The following is a 22,967-nucleotide window of genomic DNA, read 5'->3' as shown; positions in this document are numbered from 1 at the left end:
GCCCGCGCGGATCAGCGCCCGAGGTACTGGCGCAGGTGCTGCGCGGTGAGGGTGTCACCGCTGGCGACGAGGTCGCTCGGCGGCCCCGTGAACACGACCGTGCCGCCCTCGCGCCCCGCCCCCGGCCCGACGTCGATGATCCAGTCGGCGTGGGCCATGACCGCCTGATGATGCTCGATGACCACGACCGAGTTGCCCGCATCGACGAGCCGGTCGAGCAGCGCGAGCAGATTGTCGACATCGGCCAGGTGCAGTCCGGTGGTCGGCTCGTCGAGCACGTAGATCGCGCCGCTGCCCGCCATCGAGATCGCGAGCTTGAGCCGCTGTCGCTCGCCTCCCGAGAGGGTGTTGAGCGCCTGTCCGAGGGTGATGTAGCCGAGCCCGACGTCGATGAGTCGCGCAAGGGTGGCATGGGCCGGCCCGCGGGTGAAGAAATCGGCGGCCTCGGCGGCGCTGAAGGCGAGCACCTCGGCGATGTTGCGTCCGTCGAGGGTGTAGGCGAGCACCTCGTCGTTGAACCCGGTGCCCTCGCAGAGGTCGCAGACGGTCTCGACCGACGCCGAGATGCCGAGCTTGGTGACGATCACCCCGAGCCCCGAGCACGCGGGGCAGGCGCCCTGCGAGTTGGCGCTGAACAACGCGGGCTTCACGCCGTTCGCCTTCGCGAACGCCGAGCGGATGGTGTCGAGCAGACCGGTGTAGGTCGCGGGGCTGCTGCGGCGGTTGCCCTTGATGGGCGACTGGTCGACGACGACGACCCCGTCGCGACCGCTGAGGTTGCCGTGGATGAGCGACGATTTGCCCGAACCGGCCACACCCGTCACCACCGTCAGCACGCCGAGGGGGATGTCGACGTCGACGTCGCGCAGGTTGTGCTGCGACGCCCCGCGGATCTCCACCGTGCCCGTGGCGCTGCGGACCGACGGCTTCACCGCCGCGCGATGGTCGAGGTGGCGGCCCGTCAGGGTGCCGGAGGCCCGCAGGCCGGCGACATCCCCGCTGAACTCCAGCCGCCCGCCGTGGCGGCCGGCGCCGGGACCCAAATCGATCACGTGGTCGGCGATCGCGATGACCTCGGGCTTGTGCTCGACCACCAGCACCGTGTTGCCCTTGTCGCGCAGACCGCGCAGCAGCGCGTTCATCCGTTGGATGTCGTGCGGATGCAGCCCCGCGGTCGGTTCGTCGAAGACGTAGGTGACGTCGGTCAGGCTCGACCCCAGGTGCCGGATCATCTTCGTGCGCTGCGCCTCGCCGCCCGACAGGGTGCCCGAGGAGCGATCGAGCGACAGGTACCCCAGACCGATGTCGATGAACGATCGCACGGTGTGGCGCAGGCCCGCCAGCAGCGGAGCGACCGACGGGTCGTCGACCTCATCGAGCCAGACGGCCAGGTCGGTGATCTGCATCGCCGCCGCATCGGCGATGCTCACGCCGCCGATAAGCGACGAACGGGCTCCGGCGTTCAAGCGGGTGCCGTCGCATTCCGGGCACGGCATGAATTTCACGGCGCGGTCGACGAACGCGCGCACGTGCGGCTGCAAGCTGTCGCGGTCCTTCTGCAGCATCGACTTCGTGACCTTCGGGACGAGCCCCTCGTAGGTCATGTTCATGCTCTGAATGCGTACCTTCGTCGGCTCGCGGTAGAGGAAGTCCTGCACCTCCTGCTCGGTGTACCGGGCGATCGGCTTGTCGGGGTCGAGGAAGCCCGACTCGGTGAACCCGCGGACCATCCACCCGTCGACGTTGTAGCCCGGGATCGTGATCGCCCCCTCGGCGAGCGACTTGCTGCGATCGAAGAGCTCGTCGAGGTCGATGTCGCTGACCTCGCCGAGGCCCTCGCACCGCGGGCACATCCCGCCGGTGATCTGGAACGAGCGTCGCTCCTCGCGCCCCGCGTCGGCTCCCACGGCGACGGTGACCGCTCCCGAGCCCGACACCGACGGGACGTTGAACGAGAACGCCTGGGGCGAGCCGACGAACGGGTGCCCGAGCCGGCTGAAGAGGATGCGCAGCATCGCGTGCACATCGGTCGCCGTTCCGACCGTCGACCGGGCGTTGGCCCCCATCCGCTCCTGGTCGACGATGATCGCGGGGCTGATGTTCTCGAGCGCGTCGACCTCTGGGCGCCCGAGCTGCGGCATGAACTGCTGCACGAAGGTGGGGTAGGTCTCGTTGATGAGGCGGCGCGACTCGGCCGCGATGGTGCCGAAGACCAGCGACGACTTGCCGGATCCGCTGACGCCGGTGAACACCGTGAGACGGCGTTTGGGGATGTCGACATCGACGCCCGTGAGGTTGTTCTCGCGAGCGCCCCGCACGCGGATCACCTCGTGCGAATCGGCCACGTGCCCTTCGGGTGCTGCGGACATGCTCTCCCCCTTCAGCTGTCGGTTGTGTCGTGCCGCACGGCGGCGGCGGGCGTCGCGGCTCGATGGCAGCCGGCGAGATGGTCGTCCACCATGCCGGCGGACTGCATGAGCGCGTACATCGTCGTCGGCCCGACGAAGCGGAAGCCGCGCTTCCGCAAGGCCGCGCTCATCGCCGCCGACTCCGCCGTGACCGCCGGCACATCGGCCAGCGTGGCGGGCCGGGTGCGCGGGCCCGACGGCGCGAACGACCACATGAGGCGATCGAGCTCGCCCTCCGGAGTGTCGAGCAGCAGGCGGGCGTTGCCGATCGTCGCCTCGATCTTGTTGCGATTGCGGATGATGCCGGCATCCTGCATCAGCGTCTCGACGTCGCCCGGGCCGAAGGCGGCCACCCGCGCGGGGACGAACTCGGCGAACACCTCGCGGAAGCGGGGGCGCTTGCGCAGGATGGTGATCCAGCTGAGACCGGCCTGGAACCCCTCGAGGCTCATCTTCTCGAACAGCGCGCGGTCGCCGTGCAAGGGGCGACCCCACTCCTCGTCGTGATAGCGCCGGTACTCGGCGTCGTCGCCGATCCAGCCGCAGCGCGCGAGGCCATCGGGTCCGATGATCAGGTCGTGCGCCATGAGGTCAGGCTAGCGAGGCCCGCCGACAACGCACAGCGCTGCCCCGGCGGGCATCCGCCGGGGCAGCGTGCGTCACTTCTCGCGCTTCGTCGCCGACTTCTCGGGCACGGGGGCCGAACCGGATGCCGCGAGGTCGGCGTAGTAGGCCCGCGCTTCGTCCTGCCGCTGCGTCTCGACACCTGAGGCGATCGGGGCGCGCACGTGCTCGGGCGCGAACCCGAACGCGTCGACGAGATCTTGAGCGTGCGGGCGCAGCCGCGCGCAGAGCCGGTCGATGTAGCGGCTGACGGCCGTGGCGCGCTGCGCCGACAGGCGACCGTTGATGAGGTACCACGCGAGGTGCCGCTCGATGAGGGTCAGGCCGAACAGGTCGCGCAGCCAGACGAGCACCTGGCGCGTGCCGTCGTCTTCGACGCGCTTGATGCCCTCGGCGAAGGCCTCCCACTGCAGCAGCTCGCCGTGGGCCCGGGCGGCCTCGATCAGCTCGGACTGGTGCGTGTTGAACACCGCGGCCGCTTCGGCCTGCGACATCTTCGCGGCCGGACGCAGCGCTGCGGCGATGTCGGCGACCATCTGCTCGACGCGGCCGGTGAGCAGCTCGTGCTGCTGCTCGGCCCGCAGGCCCAGCTCGACCGAGCGCGCGGTCAGCCCGAAGTCGGCGACCGACTGGCCGAGCTGGCGCAGGCCGGCACCGTGGAACACGCGCCCCGCCGTCGAGACGGCGGCGAACTTCGCGAGGGCGGCGGTGTCGGCGCCCTTGAACCGCTTGGCGTAGTCGCTCAGCAGCCGCTTGCCGACCAGCTGCAGCAGCACGTTGTTGTCGCCCTCGAACGTCGCGTAGACATCGAGGTCGTGGTGCAGGCCGACCATCCGGTTCTCGGCGAGGAAGCCCTGGCCGCCGCAGGCCTCGCGGCACTCCTGGATGGTGTCGAGGGCGTTCCAGGTCGACAGCGGTTTGAGCGCGGCCGCGAGCGTCTCGAGGTTCTCGCGCCCCTCGGGGGTGTCGGTGCGTCCCGAGAACACTCCGTCGAAGGCCCGCAGCAGCTCGTCGTGCGCGAAGTACTGCGCGTAGGTCTGCGCGATGCGCGGCAGCAGGCGGCGCTGGTGCCGGCCGTAGTCGAGCAGGGTCACCTCGTCGGTGCCGGCGCCCGAGTCGAACTGCCGCCGCTGGTTGGCGTAGGTCACGGCGATGTATTCCGACAGGGCGGACGCGGTCGTGGCCGAGCCGTCGAGCGAGACGCGACCCTGCACGAGTGCGCCGAGCATCGTGAAGAAGCGGCGCCCCGGGCTCGGGATGTCGGACGAGTACGTGCCGTCGGGCGCGACGTCGCCGTAGCGGTTGAGCAGGTTGGTGCGCGGGATGCGCACGTGGTCGAAGTGCAGCCGGCCGTTGTCGATGCCGTTCAGGCCACCCTTGACCCCGTCGTCCTCGCCGCCGATGCCGGGCAGGAAGGCCCCGTCGTCGTCCCGCAGCGGCACGAAGAAGCAGTGCACCCCGTAGTTGACGCCGCCCGTGATGAGTTGGGCGAACAGGGTCGCCGCCTTACCGTGCACCGCGGCGTTGCCCAGGTAGTCCTTCCATGCGCCACGGAAGGGCGTGTGGATGACGAACTCCTCGGTCTCGGGGTCGTACGTCGCGGTGGTGCCGATGGCGGCGACATCCGATCCGTGCCCGGTCTCGGTCATGGCGAAGGCGCCCGGCAGGCGCATCTCCATCGCGTCGCGCAGCCACGCGTCGTGGTGGGGCTTCGTGCCGAGCTGGTGGATCGCCGAACCGAACAGTCCCCACTGCACGCCCGACTTGATCTGCAGGCTCGGATCGGCGAGCACGAGCTCCTGGAAGCCGGCGAGGTTCGCGCCGTTGTCGCCGCCGCCGCCGTACTCCTTCGGGTAGCCGCGTCCCGCGGCGCCGCGCTCGGCGAGCAGGTGCAGCTGCGCCATGACGCGCTCGCGGTGCTCGGCCATCGGCTCGCCGGGGATCTGCCAGAACACGGGGTCCTTGATCATCTCGCGCGCTTCGCGGCGCGTGTGCGCCCAGGTGCCGAGCAGCATGTCGGTGACCGCGTCGATGTCGATGCGCGCTTCGCGCGCCTCGTCGGCGGTTCGGGGCGCGGTAGGCGCTCCCCCGGCGGGGGTGCGGTCTGCGGTTGCGGGCTTCTGGGGGCGAACAGCGGCGTCGGTCATCACGTGCCTTTCGACGTCGGAAGGATCGGAGTACTTCTCACGGTAGAACTTCCACAACGCGTCGCCAAGCGCGTTGTCCGATCAGCACAAGCGGATGCCGGCACGTCGGCGACTCGCGTTGTGCGACGGCGACATCCGGGCTCGCCCCTGCGGTCAGCGCGCGCCCTGCATCCGCGCCATCGCGGACTGGATCGCCACCGCCGCCGCACCCCGCGCCCACGCCCGGAACCCCGTCTCGTCGACGTGGATCCCGATGTCGACGGCATCCGCGGACCGCCCCGCGCGGATCGCATCGCGGATCTCGGTCTCGGCCAGCGCGAACAGCCCGATGCCCTCGCCCGCGAGGACGACGTCCGCCTGCAGCGAGAGGTTCGCCGCGAGCGCGATCATCCGGCCGAGAGCGCTCCCGGCGCCGGCGACCACGGCGCGAGCCGCGGGCTCTCCGGCACCGGCGAGCCGCAGGGTCTCGGCGTAGTCGACGGGGCGGCCGAGCGCGGCAGACACCTGGGCCGCGATCGACCCCGAGGAGAGCATCGCCTGCGAACACCCGCGGTGCCCCTCGGAGCACAGCGGGCCGTAGGGGTCGAGCGGCAGATGCCCGCCGGTGCCGACGATGGCGTCGGGCGTGCGCACGACCTCACCGCCGACGACGAGGCCGTAGCCGACGCCCGCACCGATCGTGATCGTGATGAACCCCGGCAGGCCGCGACCGGCACCGAACCACCGCTCGGCCTCGGCGAGGGCGACGAGGTCGTTCTCGACCGTGACGGGCACGCCGATCGTCCGCTCCAGACGCGGACCGAGATCGACCTCGCCCCAGCCGAGGAACGGCGCGTGGCGGACGACGCCGTCGTGGACGTTCCCGCCGAGCCCGAGACCGACACCGACGAGCCCCTCGGCACCGAGCGCCGCGACGGCCGCGATGACCTCGCCGACGACGGCATCCGGATCACGATCGGGGATGGGGCGCTCGTGTTCGGCGAGGAGGTCGGCACGGATGTCGGTGCGCACGGCGTACAGGCCGTCGCCGGTGAGCTTCATACCGATGAAGCTGCCCGAGTTGGGCGCGATGTCGAGCGGGCGCGACGGTCGGCCGATCGAGCCGTCGGCGACGTCGTCGAGCTCGACGAGCAGGCCGCTGTCGAGCAGCGGCTTGGCGAGCCGGGTCAGGCTCGCCGGCGACAGGCCGAGGCGCGTCGTGAGCTCGCGTCGCGACAGCGGACCGTGGATGAGGACGGCGCGGGCCAGGGCGGCTTCGTTGTCGCTCATCGTGACTCCTTGTCGAGTTCGTTCCAGTCTGGCACAAATGCCCGGGCTGACTGGCGGGAACTTCGGTCCCATGACCACGCTGGGCGGTTCTTTATTTTCATGGTAGAACTAACCCCATGCTCGACTCTGACAACGATGTCCTTCACGCCCCGACCGCCACGACGGCACCGGCCGGCGACGTCGTCCATCTGCGCCGCGACGGCACGAGCGTCGTGGTCGACCTGGCGGCGCAGCCGCACCCCGCGATCGTGCACTGGGGCGAGGACCTCGGCACCGCCTCGGAGCGCACGCTGCAGTCGCTCGCGATCGCGGCGCGGCAGCAGCGCGTCTCGGGCGGTCTCGACACGACGGCCCGACTGACCCTCGCCCCGACCGAGGCATCCGGCTGGCTCGAGACCCCCGCGGTGGAGGGACACCGCGACGGCGAGGGCGCGAGCGCCCTGTTCACCGCACGCGACACCGTCGTCTCCACGGACGCGTTGCGCGTCGACCTGGCCGACGACGAGGCCGGGCTGGCCCTGCGCGTCGACCTCGTCGTCGGCGCCGGCGGCCTGCTGCGCAGCCGCCTCACCCTGCGCAACACCGGCTCGACCCCGTACACGGTCCAGACGCTGCAGGCGATGCTGCCGGTGCCGTGGGATGCCGCCGAGATCCTCGACACGACGGGGCGACACCTGCGCGAGCGCTCCGCGCAGCGCCACGATCTGACCTTCGGATCGCACGTGCGCGAGAGTCGGCGCGGCCGTCCCGGCGCCGACGCCACGCTGCTCCTGGCCGCCGGACGCCCCGGCTTCGGCTTCGAGAGCGGGCGCGTGCACGGCGCCCACGTCGCCTGGAGCGGCAACCAGCGCCTGTCGGCGGTCCGCACCACGACCGGCGACGTCCTCCTCGCCGGAGGCGAGCTCTACGGCCCCGGCGAGATCGTCCTCGCCCCGGGCGAGGAGATCGCCTCGCCCGAGCTCCTCGGCTCGTGGGGCGACGGGCTCGACGAGCTCGCGGCGCGCTTCCACACCGGCATGCGAGCCCGCCCGCAGCATCCGCAGCGTCCGCGCCCCGTGACGCTGAACACGTGGGAGGCGGTCTACTTCGACCACTCGCTCGAGAAGCTCATGGCGCTCGCCGACCGGGCCGCCGGGCTCGGCGTCGAGCGGTACGTGCTCGACGACGGCTGGTTCCGACTGCGGCGCGACGACACCGCCGGGCTCGGCGACTGGTACGTCGACGACACCGTGTGGCCCCAGGGCCTGCATCCCCTCGCCGACCACGTCGTCGCCCGCGGCATGGAGTTCGGCCTGTGGTTCGAGCCCGAGATGGTCAACCCCGACAGCGACCTCGCGCGGCAGCATCCGGAATGGCTGTTCCGCGGACGCGCCGAGCTGCCGCCCTCGGCCCGCCAGCAGCAGGTGCTCAACCTCGCACACCCGGGCGCCTACGCCTACATCTCCGAGCGCATCCACGCGATCCTCGCCGAGTACCCCATCGCGTACATCAAGTGGGATCACAACCGCGACCTCGTCGACGCGGCATCCGGTCCGGGAGGCGCGCGCCAGGTGCACGCGCACACGCTCGCCGTGTACCGACTGATCGACGAGCTCAAGGCGGCCCACCCGGGCCTCGAGATCGAGAGCTGCGCATCGGGTGGCGCGCGCACCGACCTGGGCATCCTCGACCGCACCGACCGCATCTGGACCAGCGACTGCCTCGACCCCATCGAGCGCCTGGAGATCCAGCGCTACACCGCCCTCGTGGTGCCCCCCGAGATGATGGGCATGCACCTGACCACGCCCCACGTGCACTCCACGGGGCGCACCGTGTCGCTCGCGTTGAGCGGCGCCGTCGCCCTGTTCGGACACTTCGGCATCGAATGGGACGTCACCACGATCTCGGATGCCGACGCGATCGCGGTGGCGGAATGGGTGGCCCTCGCTCAGCGCGTGCGCCCCCTCGTCGCGACCGGCCGCCTCGTCAACGTCGACCTCACCGATCCCGGGCTCGACGTCCGCGGCGTCGTCGGCGCCGACCGGAACACGGCGTTCTTCACCATCGCCCAGACGCAGACGCTCATCTCGTCACCCGCCGGCCGCGTGCGACTGCCCGGTCTCGACGACGCGACGGAGTACCGCATCCGGCTGGTCACCCCCGGCGGCCTCGTGCAGACCCCGGCGCAGTCGCCGCTGGACTGGGCCCACCACGACACGGTGCTCACCGGACGCCAGCTCGCCGTGACGGGCGTGCGCCCGCCGGTGCAGAACCCGCAGCAGGCCGTCGTCGTCGAGATCTCCGCGGTCTGATCCCCCCATCCCCCCAGCGCAAGGAGGCGCGCCCCATGAGAAGACGAACCATCCGCACCGCCGCCGCCGTCGTCGGGCTCGCCGCCCTGATGATCGGAGCCGGCGGATGCGCCGCGAACCCCGGCGACGGGGTGACGACGATCGACTTCTTCCAGTTCAAGGGAGAAGCCCTCGAGGACTTCACCGAGATCATCGCGCAGTTCGAGGCCGAGAACCCCGACATCCGAGTCGTCCAGAACCAGGTCGCCGATGCCGAGACGCTGATCCGGACGCTGCTCGTGAAGAACCGCACGCCCGATGTCATCACGCTCAACGGCAACGGCAACTTCGGCAAGCTCGCCGAAGCCGGGGTGTTCTACGACTTCTCGGACGAGCCGGTGCTCGAGACGATCAACCCCGGCGTGCAGGACATCCTCGAGCAGCTCGGCAACGCCCCGGGCGAGGTCAACAGCCTCGGCTACGTCAACAACGCCAACGGGATCATCTACAACCGCGCCCTCTTCGCCGAGCAGGGCCTCGAGGTGCCCGAGACGTGGGACGAACTCATCGCGCTGTGCGACACGCTCGTCGAACGCGGCATCCCGCCCTTCGCCACCTCGCTCGCCGAGAACTGGACGGCCATGCCGTCGTGGAACGGCATCGGGGCGTACGCCACCCAGGACGGCTTCTTCGACGCGATGCGGTCAGCGGGCGAGAACGTCGGCCCCGACGCTCCGGCCTCGTTCGCGCAGCAGCTGCCCGAGACCATGGAGCGTCAGTCGCAGCTGTTCGCATACTCGCAGGAGGGCTACCGCGGCGCCTCCTACGACGACAGCACGGCGCTGTTCGCGCGGGGCGGCGCGGCGATGATGCTGCAGGGCATCTGGGCGCTCAGCCCGGTCAAGGCCGTGAACCCCGACATCGACGCGGCGATCTTCCCCTACCCGGTGCCCGAGAACCCCGACGACCGGATGCTCGTGTCGGGCGTGGACGTGACGGTGACGATGGCCCGCGACACCCCGCGCAAGGAAGAGGCACTGCGCTTCATCGAGTTCCTCTTCCGGCCCGACGTGATCGAGCGCTTCGCGGCATCCCAGACCATGGTGCCGTCGGTCGTCGGCGCCGAGCTGGGCGACGACCCCGCCCTCGAGTCCATCGCGCCGTACTTCGACAGTGGGCGGATCACCGGCTTCATCGACCACCAGGTGCCGACGGCCATACCGCTGACGGGCATCGTGCAGCAGTTCCTCTACGACGGTGACGTCGACGGAGCCCTGCGCACCCTCGACAACGAGTGGCGCAAGGTCGCCGCCCGCACCATCACCCCGGCCGAGGAGGACTGAGATGGCCACCACCGTCGCCCCCGCCCCGCGCTCGCGATCGAAACTCGCACCCCGCGCCTACTACTGGTTCGTCTGGCCTGCCGTCATCGCGTTCGCCGCGTTCCACACCCTGCCGGTGATCATCGGCGTGTTCTTCAGTTTCACGAACTATGCCGGTTACGGCACGTGGGACTTCGTCGGCATGGCGAACTACGTCAACATCTTCCGAGACGACCGCGTCCTGCAGGCCTACACCTTCTCGTTCCTGTTCGCGATCGTGGCCACGGTGCTCACCAACGCCATCTCGCTCGCGATCGCCCTGGGGCTCAACGCGAAAATCCGGGCACGGAACTTCTGGCGCGGGGTGTACTTCGTGCCGTACATCCTCGCCGTGCTGGTCGTGGGCTACGTGTTCCAGTTCTTGTTCTCGAACTCGCTGCCGAAGATCCTCTCGGGTATCCCGCTGTTCCGCGACAACATCCTGACCAACCCGGACTGGGCGTGGACGGCGATCGTCGTGCTCGCGGTCTGGCAGGCCTGCGCCTTCTCGATCATCATCTACCTCGCGGGTCTGCAGACCATCCCCGCCGACATCTACGAGGCGGCATCCATCGACGGCGCGACCCCGGCCCGTCAGTTCCGCTCGATCACCTTCCCCCTGATCAGCGCCTTCTTCACCATCAACGTCGTGCTCAGCCTGAAGGGCTTCCTCCAGGTGTTCGACCCGATCATCGCCCTCACCAACGGCGGCCCGGGAACCTCGACCGAGTCGGTGACGATGCTGATCTTCCGCGGAGGCTTCACGGGCGGCGAGTTCGCCTACCAGACCGCCAACGCCGTGATCTTCTTCATCGTCATCACGATCGTTTCGCTGCTCCAATTCCGGGTCCTTCAGCGCAGAGAGGCCGACTTCTGATGTCCAGCTCCACCTCCACCCCGGTCGAGGCCGGCCCCGCCACGACCGCCGTCGTCGTCCCCCGTCGTCGTCGCGGCGGCGGCGACCCCGGCGACACCCGCCCCACCAACTGGTGGGCGACCGCGCTCATCGCGGTGTGCTCGCTCACCGTCATCATCCCGCTGTACCTCGCCGTCGCGGTCGCCCTGAAGACGCCGGCGCAGCTCGCCGACGGCACCGGGTTCGAGCTGCCGTGGCCGATCAACGGGGGCAACTTCGCCGTCGCGTGGGAACGCACCGACTTCCCCCAGGCGCTGCTGAACACCGCGATCATCACGGTCGGCTCGGTCGTGTTCACGCTGTTCACGAGCTCGCTGGTCGCCTACGCGCTGGCGCGCAACCTGCACCGCCCGTTCTTCAAGGGCGTGTTCTACTACCTGCTGGCTGCGCTGTTCGTGCCGTTCCCGATCATCATGCTGCCGCTCGTGAAGCAGACCTCGCTGCTCGGGCTCGACAACCCCGGCGGCATGATCATCCTCTACACGATCTACGGCCTGAGCCTGAACATCTTCATCTACACCGCGTTCATCCGCTCGATCCCGATCGAGCTCGAAGAGGCGGCGCGGATGGACGGCGCTTCGACGTGGCGCGTGTTCCGGCAGATCGTCTTCCCGCTGCTCATGCCGATGAACGCCACGGTCGGCATCCTGACGTGCGTCTGGGCGTGGAACGACTTCATCATGCCGCTGGTCGTGCTGACCTCACCCTCGGACCGCACGCTGTCGCTCGCGCAGTACGTGTTCCAGGGGCAGTACAACACGGACTACACCGTGGCCTTCGCCTCGTACCTCATGGCGATGGCGCCGCTGCTGATCATCTACATCTTCTCGCAGCGCTGGGTGATCTCCGGCGTGATGCGCGGCTCGATCAAGTAGCCGCGGCGGGATGCCGGCAGAGCGCGGTGTTCGTCGTCAGTGGGATGCCACGACGGCGAGCACCGCGTCGCCGTAGGCCTCGCGCTTCTTGGCGCCGATGCCCGTGATGCCCTCGAGGTCGGCGGCGCTCCGCGGGCGCCGATCGGCCAGCGCTCGCAGCGTGGCGTCGCCGAAGACGATGTAGGCCGGAACGCCCTGCTCGCGTGCTTGCTCGGCGCGCCAGGCACGCAGCGCCTCGAACAGGTCGCGATCACCCTCGGCGACCTGTTCGACCGCGGCCGACTTGCGCACGCGCGACCCGCCGCTGTTCGAGCCGCGCCCGAGCACGTCGCGGCGCAGGGGCACCCCCGCTTCGCCGCGCAGCACGGCCGCGCCCGCCTCGCCGACGGCGAGCACGCCGTATTCACCGCGGGCGACGAGGATGCCGCGGGCCAGCAACTGTCGGACGACGCTGCGCCAGTCCTGGTCGGACAGGTCGGAGCCGAGGCCGTAGGTCGCCAGCTCGTCGTGACGCTGCTGCCGGATCCGCTCGGTCGAGGCGCCGCGCAGGATGTCGACGAGGTGCCCGGCGCCGAACGACTGGTTGCGCTCGCGCTGCAGCCGCACGATCGTCGACAGCAGCTTCTGGGCGGGCACGAGCCCGTCCCACGTGTCGGGCGGTGTCAGGCAGGTGTCGCAGTTGCCGCACGGCTCGGACTCCTGGCCGAAGTAGCCGAGCAGGTTCTGGCGGCGGCAGGCGACCGTCTCGCAGAGGGCGAGCATCGCGTCGAGGTGCTGACCCATCCGCATCTTGAACGTGCGGTCGCCCGGGCTCTGGTCGATGAGGCGCCGCTGCTGCACCACGTCGCCGAGCCCGTACGCCATCCACGCGATCGAGGCCTCGCCGTCGCGACCGGCACGACCGGTCTCCTGGTAGTAGCCCTCGACGGACTTCGGCAGGTCGATGTGGGCAACGAAGCGCACGTCCGGCTTGTCGATGCCCATGCCGAACGCGATCGTGGCGACCATGACCACGCCGTCCTCGCGCAGGAACCGCGACTGGTGCTTCGCCCGCATCTCGGCCGGCAGACCCGCGTGGTAGGGCAGGGCGCCGAGGCCCTGCGCCGCGAGGTAGTCGGCCGTCTGCTCGACCGACTTACGGCTGAGGGCGTAGACAATGCCCGCCGAGCCCTCGGGCATCGAGCGGATGAAGGTGACGAGCTGGCGCCGCGGATCGACCTTGGGCTCGATGCGGTACTGGATGTTCGGGCGGTCGAAGCTCGCGACGAAGTGCCGCGCCTGCGGCAGCCGCAGGCGCTCGGTGAGCTCCTGGTGCGTCGCGCGGGTGGCGGTCGCCGTCAGCGCCATGCGCGGGACGCCGGGGAACCGCTCGTCGAGGTCGCCGAGCGAGAGGTAGTCGGGACGGAAGTCGTGGCCCCACTGCGAGACGCAGTGGGCCTCGTCGATCGCGATGACGCTGAGCGTGCCGCGCTGCAGCAGCTGCGTCGTCTGCGGCACGCTCAACCGCTCGGGGGCGACGTACAGCAGGTCGAGCTCGCCGTCGAGGTAGGCCTGTTCGACCCCGGCGCGCTCACCGGGCGACTGGGTCGAGTTGAGGTAGGCCGCGCGCACGCCGTTGGCGATGAGGGCGTCGACCTGGTCGTGCATCAGCGCGATGAGCGGGCTGACGACCAGGCCCGTACCCGGGCGCACGAGGGCGGGGACCTGGTAGGTGATGGACTTGCCGCCGCCGGTGGGCATGAGCACGACGGCATCCCCGCCGCCGACCACGTGCGACACGATGTCGCCCTGGTCGCCGCGGAAGTCGTCGTAGCCGAAGACCTCTTTGAGCACGGCACGCGGGTCGGCCCCGGTGAAGTCGCGACGCTCGAGCGAGAGGACGGATGCCGGTGCCGCGGCCGGCACGGCACGCCGGGGCGCCGCGGGAGCCGGCGACCGGCCGGTGCCGGTGGGCGCGGCGGCAGCGCGATCGCGGGTGGCGCGCGCCACGGCGGCGCCGTACCCGTCGAACTCCGGCGGCGGTGGCGCGTCGAGGTCTTCGGGCGGCGCGAACTCGTCGGGGTTCCAGTCGAGGTCGGCGTAGGGATCGGCATCCCAGGACTGCTGCTCTCGACTCACCCGTTCACGATAGCCGCGGCATCCGACAGCCGGGGCCCGCGATTCACAGAGTGCGGCGTCAGCACCACTTCTCGGCGAGGGCGCGCACCACGGTGAGGTTGCGGTTGGTGGCCACCCCGAGCAGCTTCGCGGCATCGAGCGGGTCGACCATCGTGGTGACGAGAGCGCGACAACACTACTGTTTACGGGAGGAAGAGGCGTCACCGATAGCGAAGGCATGGCAGATGAGAATCACGCGCGTTGATGCGAGCAACTGGCGAAACTTCAAGTCCCTTGAGTTCGACGTCGAAAGTCGGCTCTTCATTGTCGGACCGAACGCATCTGGTAAGTCAAACCTCCTCGATCTGTTTCGCTTCTTGGGGGACATCGCGGGCGCAGGAGGCGGGCTCGCTTCCGCCATGGAGAGACGCGGCGGCCTGAGCAAGGTTCGCAGCCTCTTCGCCCGGACCCACCAGGGCGGTCGCCTCATTCTCGACGTGTCACTAAGCGACGGTGAAGATCAATGGCGTTATCGGCTCGCGATTCGCGGCGAGAAGGGCGGCCTGAACCGGCCAATTGTCGACGAAGAACTTGTGACGAAGAACGGTCAGCAAGTCCTACGACGCCCGGACCGACAGGATGAACAGGACCCTGTCCGACTCACGCAGACGCACCTCGAGCAGATCGGTTCTAATCAGAAGTTTCGCGTCCTCGCGGACTATTTCGCGAAAGTCCAGTACTTCCATTTGGTGCCGCAGATCATTCGGGACCCTAGCCGGATTTCCGCCTCTGCGGGCGACCCCTTCGGTGCCGACTTTATCGCGCAAATGAACGCTGTTCCTACCAATACACGGGCCGCGTGGTTCCGGCGCATGGAAACTGCTCTCCAGTCGGCCGTACCTGAATTCCAGTCACTTCGCTTGGAGGTAGATACGGCCGGAAGACCACATCTCATCGCGGGATATAACAACTGGAGAGACAAGCCCGCGCGTCAGAGTGAGGCCGACTTCTCAGACGGCACACTGAGGCTCATCGGGCTACTGTGGACTCTGGTCAGTGCGCCTGCAAATGGAGGGGTACTTCTGCTTGAAGAGCCGGAGCTCTCACTAAACTCCTCGATCGTTAAGACCCTACCGACGGTGCTCGCGACGGTGCAGCGCGACCGCGGGCTGCAGGTCGTCCTCTCGACACACGCCCCGGAGATTCTGGACGATGAAGGCGTCCGTCCCAGCGAGATCCTCGTTCTTCGCGTGACGGGGGACGGTACATCAGCCCATGTTCTGTCGAGTATTCCGGAGGTATCAGACGAATTGGCGGCCGACCTGCCTACGTCTGACATCGTCGACGGCCTGATCGCGCCGCAAGATTTGGCTGGCCTGATCGCGGTGGGCCGGGGGCGTAAATGATCAATATCGCGGTGGAAGGCGAGTCGGACAGGGAAATGGCGAAGGCCGTGATTCGAGCGTCCGGCGGCATACCGAACATCGTGAGGGCAGCGGGAGGGCACAGTCGCCTAGACCCGCTCATACCGAAGTACCATGGAGCATCTGGAACGACACCGTGGGTGGTTTTCCGCGACTCGGACGCGCACTGCCCAGTGCATCTTAGGGCGAATCTATTGCGAGATATCCCTGAGATTTCTTCGCGATTCTCTTTACGAATAGCAAAGTCCATGTCGGAGGCGTGGTTGCTCGCTGACCGATCCGGTTTTGCGCAGTACTTCAAGGTGTCACAAACGCTCGTGCCCTTGTCGCCAGAAGATCTACCCCACGCCAAGCGCACTCTTCTTCATATTGTTGCTAGGTCGCGTTCGAGGGCGATCCGATCCGACATGGTCACGACGAACGGCGAGGTCGGCCCGCTGTACGTAAGTCGAATCAACGAATTCGCGTCGCTGTATTGGGATGTTGCGGCAGCCGCTCAGAATTCGGACAGCCTCCGACGCGCAATCGACCGCGTTCACGAGCTGGTTACCCTCTGACTCGGAGCCTGCCCCACAGAGTGCGGCGTCAGCACCACTTCTCGGCGAGGGCGCGCACCACGGTGAGGTTGCGGTTGGTGGCCACCCCGAGCAGCTTCGCGGCATCGAGCGGGTCGACCGCTCCGTCCTGATAGCCGGGGAGCAGCAGGGCATGCGCGGCGCGTCCGCGCACCACCATGCGCCCGGCATCCGACCGGCGGGCCTCGACGTGGGCGACGGTGTCGGCGTCGAGTTCGTTCTTGAGCAGGTACACGTAGTGACGCGCGAGCCCCGGGTTCTCATCGTCGAGGGCGATCGCATCGGCGGCGAGCGCGGCGAACTCGTCGGCGCGGAACGTGATCGCCGGAACGTCGAAGCCCCGGTCGGCGGCGAACGCGCGCTCGAGCGTCTGCTCGATCCGGGGCCGCGAGCGCATGCGGGTGTCGAAGCGGATGTTGCCGGTGTTGATGTGGGTCTGCACGTTCTCGAACCCCGCGGCCTCGGTCACCCGGCGGATGTCGTCCTTCGGGAAGACGCGCGTCGCGCCGAGGTTGATCGCGCGCAGGAAGGCCAGGTGTGTCGTCACGTCCTCAGTGTGGCCCGCCCCACCGACATCCGCCGCCTCTCGGGGCTAGAGGCGGACGACCTCGGTCACGCGCACGACGGCCGTGCCGGCCTCGACGGATGCCTCGAGGTCGACCTCCGCGCGGATGCGCCAGTCGTGGTCGCCGGCGGGATCGTCGATGATCTGCTCGACGCGCCAGACGCCGTCGCGCGCGGCCGACTCGTCGATGACGCACAGCGACGGCGAGCGCGCTGCGCCGCCGGTGAGGACCTCGTCGTGGTCGTCGTAGTAGCGATCGAGCACGCCAGGCCAGTCGACATCGGGATCGAGGACTTCGAGCGCCTCGTCGTCCTGCAGCGCCGCGAGGTGGACGCGGCGAAACAGCTCGTTGCGCACGAGCACCGTGAATGCGCGACGATTGGTCAGCACCGACGGCGGGGCCGGCGGCACCACCGGCGCATCGGGGTCGTCGGTCGGGTGGGCCAGCGACTCCCACTCGTCGACGAGGCTCGAGTCGACCTGTCGCACGAGCTCGCCGAGCCACTCGATGAGGTCCATGAGGTCGTCGGTGCGGGCCTCGGCGGGCACGGTCTGGCGGATCGCGCGGTACGCGTCGCTGAGGTAGCGCAGCACGAGGCCTTCGCTGCGGCCGAGCTGGTAGAACGACACGAACTCGCTGAACGACATCGCCCGCTCGAACATGTCGCGCACGACCGACTTCGGCGACAGCTCGAAGTCGCGCACCCAGGGCTGGCTCGATGCGAAGGTCTCGAACGCCTGGGCGAGCAGGTCGGCGAGGGGCTTCGGCCAGGTGATCTCCTCGAGCAGCGCCATCCGCTCGTCGTACTCGATGCCGTCGCGCTTCATCGCGCCGACCGCCTCGCCGCGGGCATTGTACTCCTGCTGCGACAGGATCGCGCGCGGGTCGTCGAGCGTCGCCTCGATCACGCTCACGACGTCGAGCGCGTAGTGACCGGTGCCCGTCTCGGCGTCATCCGGAGACAGCAGCTCGATCGCCGCGAGCGCGAACGGCGACAGCGGCTGGTTGAGCGCGAAGTTCGGCTGCAGGTCGACGGTCAGCCGGATCGTCGACTCGGGGCGCACGACCTCGACGATGCCGGCCGCGACCAGCGTGCGGAAGATCGCGAGGGCCCGGCGGGCGAGGGCGTACCGGCGAGCGCGGGGTTCGTGGTTGTCGAAGACGAGCGAACGGACGTTGCCGAAGACGTCCCCGCCGCGGCCGATGACGTTGAGCAGCATCGCGGCGGTGAGCTGCAACTGCGGGGTCAGCGGCTCGGGCTGCGCGTCGACGAGGCGCTCGAACGAGCCCTCGCCCCAGTTCACGACGCCCGTCGGCGCCTTCTTGCGCACGATCTTCTTCCGCTTGGCGGGGTCGTCGCCGGCCTTGGCGAGGGCGACGGCGTTCTCGATCTCCCACTCCGGCGCCATGACGACGACGTTGCCGTGCGGGTCGAACCCGGCGCGGCCCGCGCGACCGGCGACCTGGTGGAACTCGCGGGCGGTGAGCTGCCGCATCCGGGTTCCGTCGTACTTCGACAGCGCCGTGATCACGACCGTGCGGATGGGCACGTTGATGCCGACCCCGAGGGTGTCGGTGCCGCAGATGACCTTGAGCAGCCCGCGCTGAGCGAGCGTCTCGACGAGGCGCCGATAGCGCGGCAGCATGCCGGCGTGGTGGACGCCGATGCCCGCCCGCACGAGGCGCGACAGGGTCTTGCCGAAGCCGGTCGTGAAGCGGAAGGCCCCGATGGCGTCGGCGATGGCGTCGCGCTGCTCGCGCGTGGTGATCTTCACGCTCGACAGCGCCTGCGCCCGCTCGATCGCCGCGGCCTGCGAGAAGTGCACGATGTAGACCGGCGTCTCGCGCTCTTCGAGCAGCCGCTCGAGCACGTCGTGGACGGGGCGCCGCTCGTACGAGAAGTGCAGCGGCACCGGACGCTCCACGCCCGTCACCAGCGCGGTGCGGCGCCCGGTGCGACGCGAGAGGTCGTCGGCGAGGTCGGTCACGTCGCCGAGGGTCGCCGACATGAGCAGGAACTGCGCCCGCGGCAGCAGCAGCAACGGCACCTGCCAGGCCCAGCCGCGATCGGGGTCGCCGTAGAAGTGGAACTCGTCCATGACGACCTGGTCCACGTCCGCGTCGGCGCCCTGGCGCAACGCGAGGTTCGCGAGGATCTCGGCGGTGCAGCAGATGATCGGCGCATCGGGATTGACCGACGAGTCCCCCGTGACCATGCCGACGCGCTCGGCCCCGAAGATCTCGACGAGCGCGAAGAACTTCTCGCTCACGAGGGCCTTGATCGGCGCCGTGTAATAGGTGCGTCCCCCGCGAGAAACGGATGCCGCGTGCGCGGCGACCGCGACGAGCGACTTGCCCGTGCCGGTCGGAGTGGCCAGCACGACGTTGGCGCCCGAGACCAGCTCGATGACGGCCTCGTCCTGCGCCGGGTACAGGGTCAACCCGCGCCCGCCGGCCCATTCCGTGAACGCGTCGTAGATCGCGTCGTCCGAGGGCTCCGGCCCGATGAGGTCGAGCAGCGGCGCGGCGGTCATCCCTCGAGTCTGCCTTACCCGGGCGCGGTGGCGGTTGCCCCGGCATCCTTCGCCTCGAGCACCCGGCCGCACGATTCGCGCACCCGCTCGGCGAACGCCGGATCGGACGCGGCTCGTGCGGCGACCGCGTCGTACATCGCCGGCAGCACGGTGGGGTCGGCCGAGGCGAGCACGACGTCGACGCCCGCCGCGATCGCCTCGACGGCGCGGTCGCCCGGCGCGACGATCTCGGCGGCGGCCGCGGCCGACAGGTCGTCGGTGATGACGACGCCATCGAACCCGACGCGCTCGCGCAGCAGATCGAGCACCGCCGACGAGAACGCGGCCGGGTGGTCGGGGTCGATGCCCTGGTACCGGGCCGTGCCGACCATGACGAGCGACGGGCCGGATGCCGTCAGCGCGCGGTACACGGCGATGTCGGGCGAGTCGGCCGACACGACGGTGTCGAGCACCTCGGCGGTGTAGTCGGTGTTGGCGTCGACGCGGCCCAGGCCCGGGAAATGCTTGAACGTCGGCAGGACCCCGGATGCCCGCATCCCCTCGGCGAACGCGCCGGCGCCGGCCGCGACCGCCTGCTCGTCGTAGCCGTACTGGCGTCCGAGGGCGCCGATGGGCGGGTTGTCGAGCCGCGACTCGGCGCTCGTGACGATGTCGGCGACGGGTGCGAGGTTGACGTCGATGCCGGCGGCGGCCAGCTGACTGCCCCAGGTCGTGGCGGCCGCGCGCAGCCCGTCGGGGCCGAGGTCGGCCTGCCGGATCGCGAAGGGCATCTCGTCGAAGCCGGGCCCGCGCAGCACCTGCACCTCGCCGCCCTCCTGGTCGGTCGCGACCCACAGCCGCGGCGAGCCGTCGGGCGCGAGGTCCCGGAATTGCGCGACGAGCGCGGCCGTGGCCTCGACGCCGGCGGTCGAACGCCCGTGCAGGAACAGTCCGCCGACGCCGCGGTCGCGGATGGCCGCCGCCGCGTCGGGCGAGATCTCGTCGACGGGAGTGCCGACCATCAGCACCTGGCCGACGCAGGCGTCGAGCGGGAGGTCACCGGCGGTCGGGGTCGCGGCGGCGGTCGGGGTCGGAGACGGCGTCGTCGCAGCGGGCGACGGCGACAGCTCCGGCCGCGGTTCGGGCGCGCACCCCGCCGCGAGCGCGAGCACCGCGGCGAGGCCGGCCACGCCGGCGCGACGACGGACCGGATGCGGACGGGTCGGGGTGCTGTTCACCCGTCCATCGTCGCCGGGTCAGCAGCAGCGCGCACCCGGGTTGCGGTCCTGGTCGTCCATGCGCTGGCGCCAGAACTGCCGCTCCGACAGCGGCGGCGCGTCGGGGTGCGTGCGGCGCTGGTGCGCGAGGTAGGTCGCGTAGGCGTTGTCACCCATCAGCGAGGTCACGTACCACCGGATTCCCGCCGCGACGCGAACCGCGGACCGACCCGCGCCCGCGCACACCTCCGCGAATCCGGAGCGATTCGGCCCCGGTTCGCCTGTTTCAGCCACCGGATGCTCCGATCCTGAGGAGTTGTGCGCGGGCGCCATGGCTCAGTGTCCGCGCCGGGCGGTCGCGGCCCGCTCCTCGGCCAGCAGCGGCTCCCACTCCTTCTCGAGCTCGCGCTCGGGGGCGGTGGGGATGAGGCCGGCCGGGGCGAAGCGGCGAGAGGGCACCGCCGGGTCTTCCGAGTCGGCGCCGCCGCCGTCCGCGATGGCCCGGACGGTCACGACCACCGCCGCGACGATGACGACGATCGCGAGCACGACGAACACGATCGACAGCGTGCCCTGGACGCCGGTGTTGCGGATGACCGCCTCGACGGTCTCGACCGGGCCGAGGCTGTCGTCGCCGGAGGCCAGCGCGTCGCGGTAGCGGAAGTGGTTGGCCCAGTACCCGATGGCGGGCACCGGGGAGAAGATCTTGTACGCCGACGCCGTGATCGTGACCACCGCGGTGAACGCCAGCGGCACCGCGACGATCCACAGCCACTTCACGTACGACCGGCCCCGCTTGGCGACGATCGCGAGGACGACGGCGAGCGCGATGGCGGCGAGCAGCTGGTTGGCGATGCCGAACAGCGGGAAGAACGTGTTGATGCCGCCGAGCGGGTCGGTGACACCGAGGATCAGGATCGCGCCCCAGCCGGCGACCATGATGGCCGTCGTGATCCACACGCCAGGTCGCCACGACACGTCGCGGAACTTCGGCACCCACGCGCCGATGGAGTCCTGCAGCATGAAGCGGGCGACCCGGGTGCCGGCGTCGACGGCGGTGAGGATGAACAGCGCCTCGAACATGATCGCGAAGTGGTACCAGAACGACATGAGCGCCTGCCCGCCGAGCGCCTGCTGCATGATGTGCGCCAGGCCCAGCGCGAGCGTAGGGGCACCGCCGGTGCGCGAGACGACGGACTCCTCGCCGACGTCGGCCGCGGTGGTGATGAGCATCTCGGGGGTCAGGTTGACCCCGGTCAGCCCGAGGGAGTTCACGAAGGCGACGGCTCCCTCGACCGTGCCGCCGGTGGCGGCGGTGGGGGCGTTCATCGCGAAGTAGATGCCCTGGTCGATCGAGATCGCGGCGACGAGGGCCATGATCGCGACGAACGACTCCATGAGCATGCCGCCGTAGCCGATGAAGCGCGTCTGCCGCTCCTTCTCGACGAGCTTCGGCGTCGTTCCCGACGCGATGAGCGCGTGGAAGCCCGACAGTGCGCCGCACGCGATGGTGACGAACAGGAACGGGAACAGCGGACCGGCGAACACCGGCCCCAGCCCGTTCTCGCCGAAGATCGAGACCGCCGGCACCGAGATCTCGGGGCGGACGAGCACGATGGCCCCAGCGAGCATGACGATGACGCCGATCTTCATGAACGTCGACAGGTAGTCGCGGGGCGCCAGCAGCAGCCACACCGGAAGCACCGCGGCGATGAAGCCGTAGATGATGATGCCGATCGCGATGACGGTGCGGTCGAGGTGGAAGATCTCCTGGCCCCACGACGTGTCGGCGACCCAGCCGCCCGCGATGATCGCGCCCATGAGCAGCACGAACCCGATGATCGAGACCTCGGTCACCTTGCCCGGTCGCAGGTAGCGCAGGTAGACGCCCATGAACAGGGCGATGGGGATCGTCATGGCGACCGAGAACACGCCCCACGGGCTCTCACCGAGGGCGTTGACGACGACGAGCGCCAGGATCGCCACGATGATGAGCATGATCAGCAGGGATGCCACGATGGCGGCGGTTCCGCCGATGCGGCCGAGCTCTTGCCGGGCCATCTGTCCGATGGTGCGGCCGCCGCGTCGCATCGAGAAGAACAGCACCGTGTAGTCCTGCACCGCTCCGGCGAGCACGACGCCGACGATGATCCAGATCGTGCCGGGCAGGTAGCCCATCTGCGCCGCCAGCACCGGGCCGACGAGAGGGCCCGCCCCCGCGATCGCCGCGAAGTGGTGGCCGTAGAGCACCCGCCGGTCCGTGGGGACGTAGTCCTTGCCGTCCTGCTTGACCTCGGCCGGGGTGGCGCGGCGGTCGTCGGGTCGCAGCAGATGCCGCTCGATGACCTTCGAGTAGAACCGATACCCGATGAGGTAGGTGCAGACGGCGGCGAACACGAACCAGATGGCGTTGACCGTCTCGCCCCGCACGACCGCGAGCATGACCCAGGCCACACCGCCCAGCAGGGCGATGGCGATCCAGATGATCACCTTCAGCGGGGTCCAGCGGGATGCGGCGCGGTGCTGCTCGTCGGAGACGGCGACCGGGGGCAGTTGCGGATCGGTGGCGACGTCGGACGCGGATCGAGGCATCGGATCTCCTGGGGGAAGGCGCTTCATTGCGTTCTCCCAGCTTAGGCATGCAACCCCCGGCATTCGCGGTATTCGGTCGTAATGGTCTCGACCGGCCTTACGTTGGAAGGGAT

At 69.7% G+C, this 22,967-nt stretch carries 15 protein-coding genes; 5 read left to right on the top strand and 10 right to left on the bottom strand.

The window, feature by feature from the left end; genetic code table 11:
• Positions 1-11: 11 nt before the first annotated feature.
• The 4 genes from PUW82_RS03170 to PUW82_RS03155 form a co-directional block, all read right to left on the bottom strand.
• A complete protein-coding gene (locus tag PUW82_RS03170; RefSeq protein WP_274220888.1) occupies positions 12-2,369 on the bottom strand; it encodes an ATP-binding cassette domain-containing protein in 2,358 nt (785 codons plus the stop codon).
• 11 nt (positions 2,370-2,380) lie between these two features.
• Positions 2,381-2,995: a DNA-3-methyladenine glycosylase I gene (locus PUW82_RS03165; protein ID WP_274220887.1), complete on the bottom strand. Its 615-nt coding sequence runs from the start codon at positions 2,993-2,995 to the stop codon at positions 2,381-2,383.
• A 72-nt stretch (positions 2,996-3,067) separates the two neighbouring features.
• Positions 3,068-5,179: an acyl-CoA dehydrogenase family protein gene (locus PUW82_RS03160; protein ID WP_274220886.1), complete on the bottom strand. Its 2,112-nt coding sequence runs from the start codon at positions 5,177-5,179 to the stop codon at positions 3,068-3,070.
• A 153-nt stretch (positions 5,180-5,332) separates the two neighbouring features.
• Complete coding sequence (locus PUW82_RS03155; protein ID WP_274220885.1) at positions 5,333-6,448, bottom strand: ROK family transcriptional regulator; 1,116 nt, start codon at positions 6,446-6,448, stop codon at positions 5,333-5,335.
• Positions 6,449-6,564: 116 nt separating this feature from the next.
• Here PUW82_RS03155 and PUW82_RS03150 point away from each other — a divergent pair, with 116 nt between their 5' ends.
• The 4 genes from PUW82_RS03150 to PUW82_RS03135 are packed head-to-tail and all read left to right on the top strand — an operon-like array spanning position 6,565 to position 11,870.
• Positions 6,565-8,739, top strand: a complete 2,175-nt coding sequence (locus PUW82_RS03150; protein ID WP_274220884.1) for an alpha-galactosidase — start codon at positions 6,565-6,567, stop codon at positions 8,737-8,739.
• A 35-nt stretch (positions 8,740-8,774) separates the two neighbouring features.
• Positions 8,775-10,061 (top strand): ABC transporter substrate-binding protein, encoded by a 1,287-nt coding sequence (locus PUW82_RS03145; RefSeq protein WP_274220883.1) that lies wholly within the window; start codon positions 8,775-8,777, stop codon positions 10,059-10,061.
• Position 10,062: 1 nt separating this feature from the next.
• Positions 10,063-10,956 (top strand): carbohydrate ABC transporter permease, encoded by an 894-nt coding sequence (locus tag PUW82_RS03140; protein WP_274220882.1) that lies wholly within the window; start codon positions 10,063-10,065, stop codon positions 10,954-10,956.
• Entirely contained in the window at positions 10,956-11,870 is a 915-nt protein-coding gene (locus PUW82_RS03135) for a carbohydrate ABC transporter permease (protein ID WP_274220881.1), read from the top strand. The genes PUW82_RS03140 and PUW82_RS03135 overlap by 1 nt, the downstream gene beginning before the upstream one ends.
• 36 nt (positions 11,871-11,906) lie before the next feature.
• Here PUW82_RS03135 and recQ read toward each other — a convergent pair whose 3' ends face one another.
• Complete coding sequence (gene recQ, locus PUW82_RS03130; RefSeq protein WP_274220880.1) at positions 11,907-13,988, bottom strand: DNA helicase RecQ; 2,082 nt, start codon at positions 13,986-13,988, stop codon at positions 11,907-11,909.
• A 224-nt stretch (positions 13,989-14,212) separates the two neighbouring features.
• Between recQ and PUW82_RS03125 the strand changes: the two genes are divergently transcribed.
• Positions 14,213-15,373 (top strand): AAA family ATPase, encoded by a 1,161-nt coding sequence (locus PUW82_RS03125; RefSeq protein WP_274220879.1) that lies wholly within the window; start codon positions 14,213-14,215, stop codon positions 15,371-15,373.
• A 603-nt stretch (positions 15,374-15,976) separates the two neighbouring features.
• Here PUW82_RS03125 and PUW82_RS03120 read toward each other — a convergent pair.
• The 5 genes from PUW82_RS03120 to PUW82_RS03100 are packed head-to-tail and all read right to left on the bottom strand — an operon-like array spanning position 15,977 to position 22,854.
• Positions 15,977-16,513: a DUF1697 domain-containing protein gene (locus PUW82_RS03120; RefSeq protein WP_274220878.1), complete on the bottom strand. Its 537-nt coding sequence runs from the start codon at positions 16,511-16,513 to the stop codon at positions 15,977-15,979.
• A 45-nt stretch (positions 16,514-16,558) separates the two neighbouring features.
• Positions 16,559-19,066 (bottom strand): DEAD/DEAH box helicase, encoded by a 2,508-nt coding sequence (locus PUW82_RS03115; RefSeq protein WP_274220877.1) that lies wholly within the window; start codon positions 19,064-19,066, stop codon positions 16,559-16,561.
• A gap of 14 nt (positions 19,067-19,080) precedes the next feature.
• Positions 19,081-20,283, bottom strand: a complete 1,203-nt coding sequence (locus tag PUW82_RS03110; RefSeq protein ID WP_274220876.1) for a glycoside hydrolase family 3 N-terminal domain-containing protein — start codon at positions 20,281-20,283, stop codon at positions 19,081-19,083.
• An 18-nt stretch (positions 20,284-20,301) separates the two neighbouring features.
• Positions 20,302-20,595 (bottom strand): YbdD/YjiX family protein, encoded by a 294-nt coding sequence (locus PUW82_RS03105; protein WP_420792708.1) that lies wholly within the window; start codon positions 20,593-20,595, stop codon positions 20,302-20,304.
• 3 nt (positions 20,596-20,598) lie between these two features.
• The gene (locus PUW82_RS03100; protein WP_274220875.1) at positions 20,599-22,854 is read right to left on the bottom strand and encodes a carbon starvation CstA family protein; all 2,256 of its coding nucleotides are present in this window, start codon (positions 22,852-22,854) and stop codon (positions 20,599-20,601) included.
• Between the last annotated feature and the right edge of the window lie 113 nt (positions 22,855-22,967).

Source organism: Microbacterium thalli (assembly GCF_028737325.1).
Classification (GTDB): domain Bacteria; phylum Actinomycetota; class Actinomycetes; order Actinomycetales; family Microbacteriaceae; genus Microbacterium; species Microbacterium thalli.
Note: the sequence above shows the minus strand (reverse complement) of the source record. Positions and strands in the feature narration are given on the sequence as shown.

Excerpts from the sequence above, each read along its gene's own strand:
- PUW82_RS03165 (WP_274220887.1), bottom strand. The coding sequence starts at position 2,995 with ATGGCGCACGACCTGATCATCGGACCCGATGGCCTCGCGCGCTGCGGC.
- PUW82_RS03135 (WP_274220881.1), top strand. The coding sequence starts at position 10,956 with ATGTCCAGCTCCACCTCCACCCCGGTCGAGGCCGGCCCCGCCACGACC.
- PUW82_RS03160 (WP_274220886.1), bottom strand. The coding sequence starts at position 5,179 with ATGACCGACGCCGCTGTTCGCCCCCAGAAGCCCGCAACCGCAGACCGC.
- PUW82_RS03105 (WP_420792708.1), bottom strand. The coding sequence starts at position 20,595 with ATGGCGCCCGCGCACAACTCCTCAGGATCGGAGCATCCGGTGGCTGAA.
- PUW82_RS03125 (WP_274220879.1), top strand. The coding sequence starts at position 14,213 with ATGAGAATCACGCGCGTTGATGCGAGCAACTGGCGAAACTTCAAGTCC.
- PUW82_RS03100 (WP_274220875.1), bottom strand. The coding sequence starts at position 22,854 with ATGCCTCGATCCGCGTCCGACGTCGCCACCGATCCGCAACTGCCCCCG.
- PUW82_RS03170 (WP_274220888.1), bottom strand. The coding sequence starts at position 2,369 with ATGTCCGCAGCACCCGAAGGGCACGTGGCCGATTCGCACGAGGTGATC.
- PUW82_RS03155 (WP_274220885.1), bottom strand. The coding sequence starts at position 6,448 with ATGAGCGACAACGAAGCCGCCCTGGCCCGCGCCGTCCTCATCCACGGT.
- PUW82_RS03140 (WP_274220882.1), top strand. The coding sequence starts at position 10,063 with ATGGCCACCACCGTCGCCCCCGCCCCGCGCTCGCGATCGAAACTCGCA.
- PUW82_RS03150 (WP_274220884.1), top strand. The coding sequence starts at position 6,565 with ATGCTCGACTCTGACAACGATGTCCTTCACGCCCCGACCGCCACGACG.
- PUW82_RS03115 (WP_274220877.1), bottom strand. The coding sequence starts at position 19,066 with ATGACCGCCGCGCCGCTGCTCGACCTCATCGGGCCGGAGCCCTCGGAC.
- PUW82_RS03145 (WP_274220883.1), top strand. The coding sequence starts at position 8,775 with ATGAGAAGACGAACCATCCGCACCGCCGCCGCCGTCGTCGGGCTCGCC.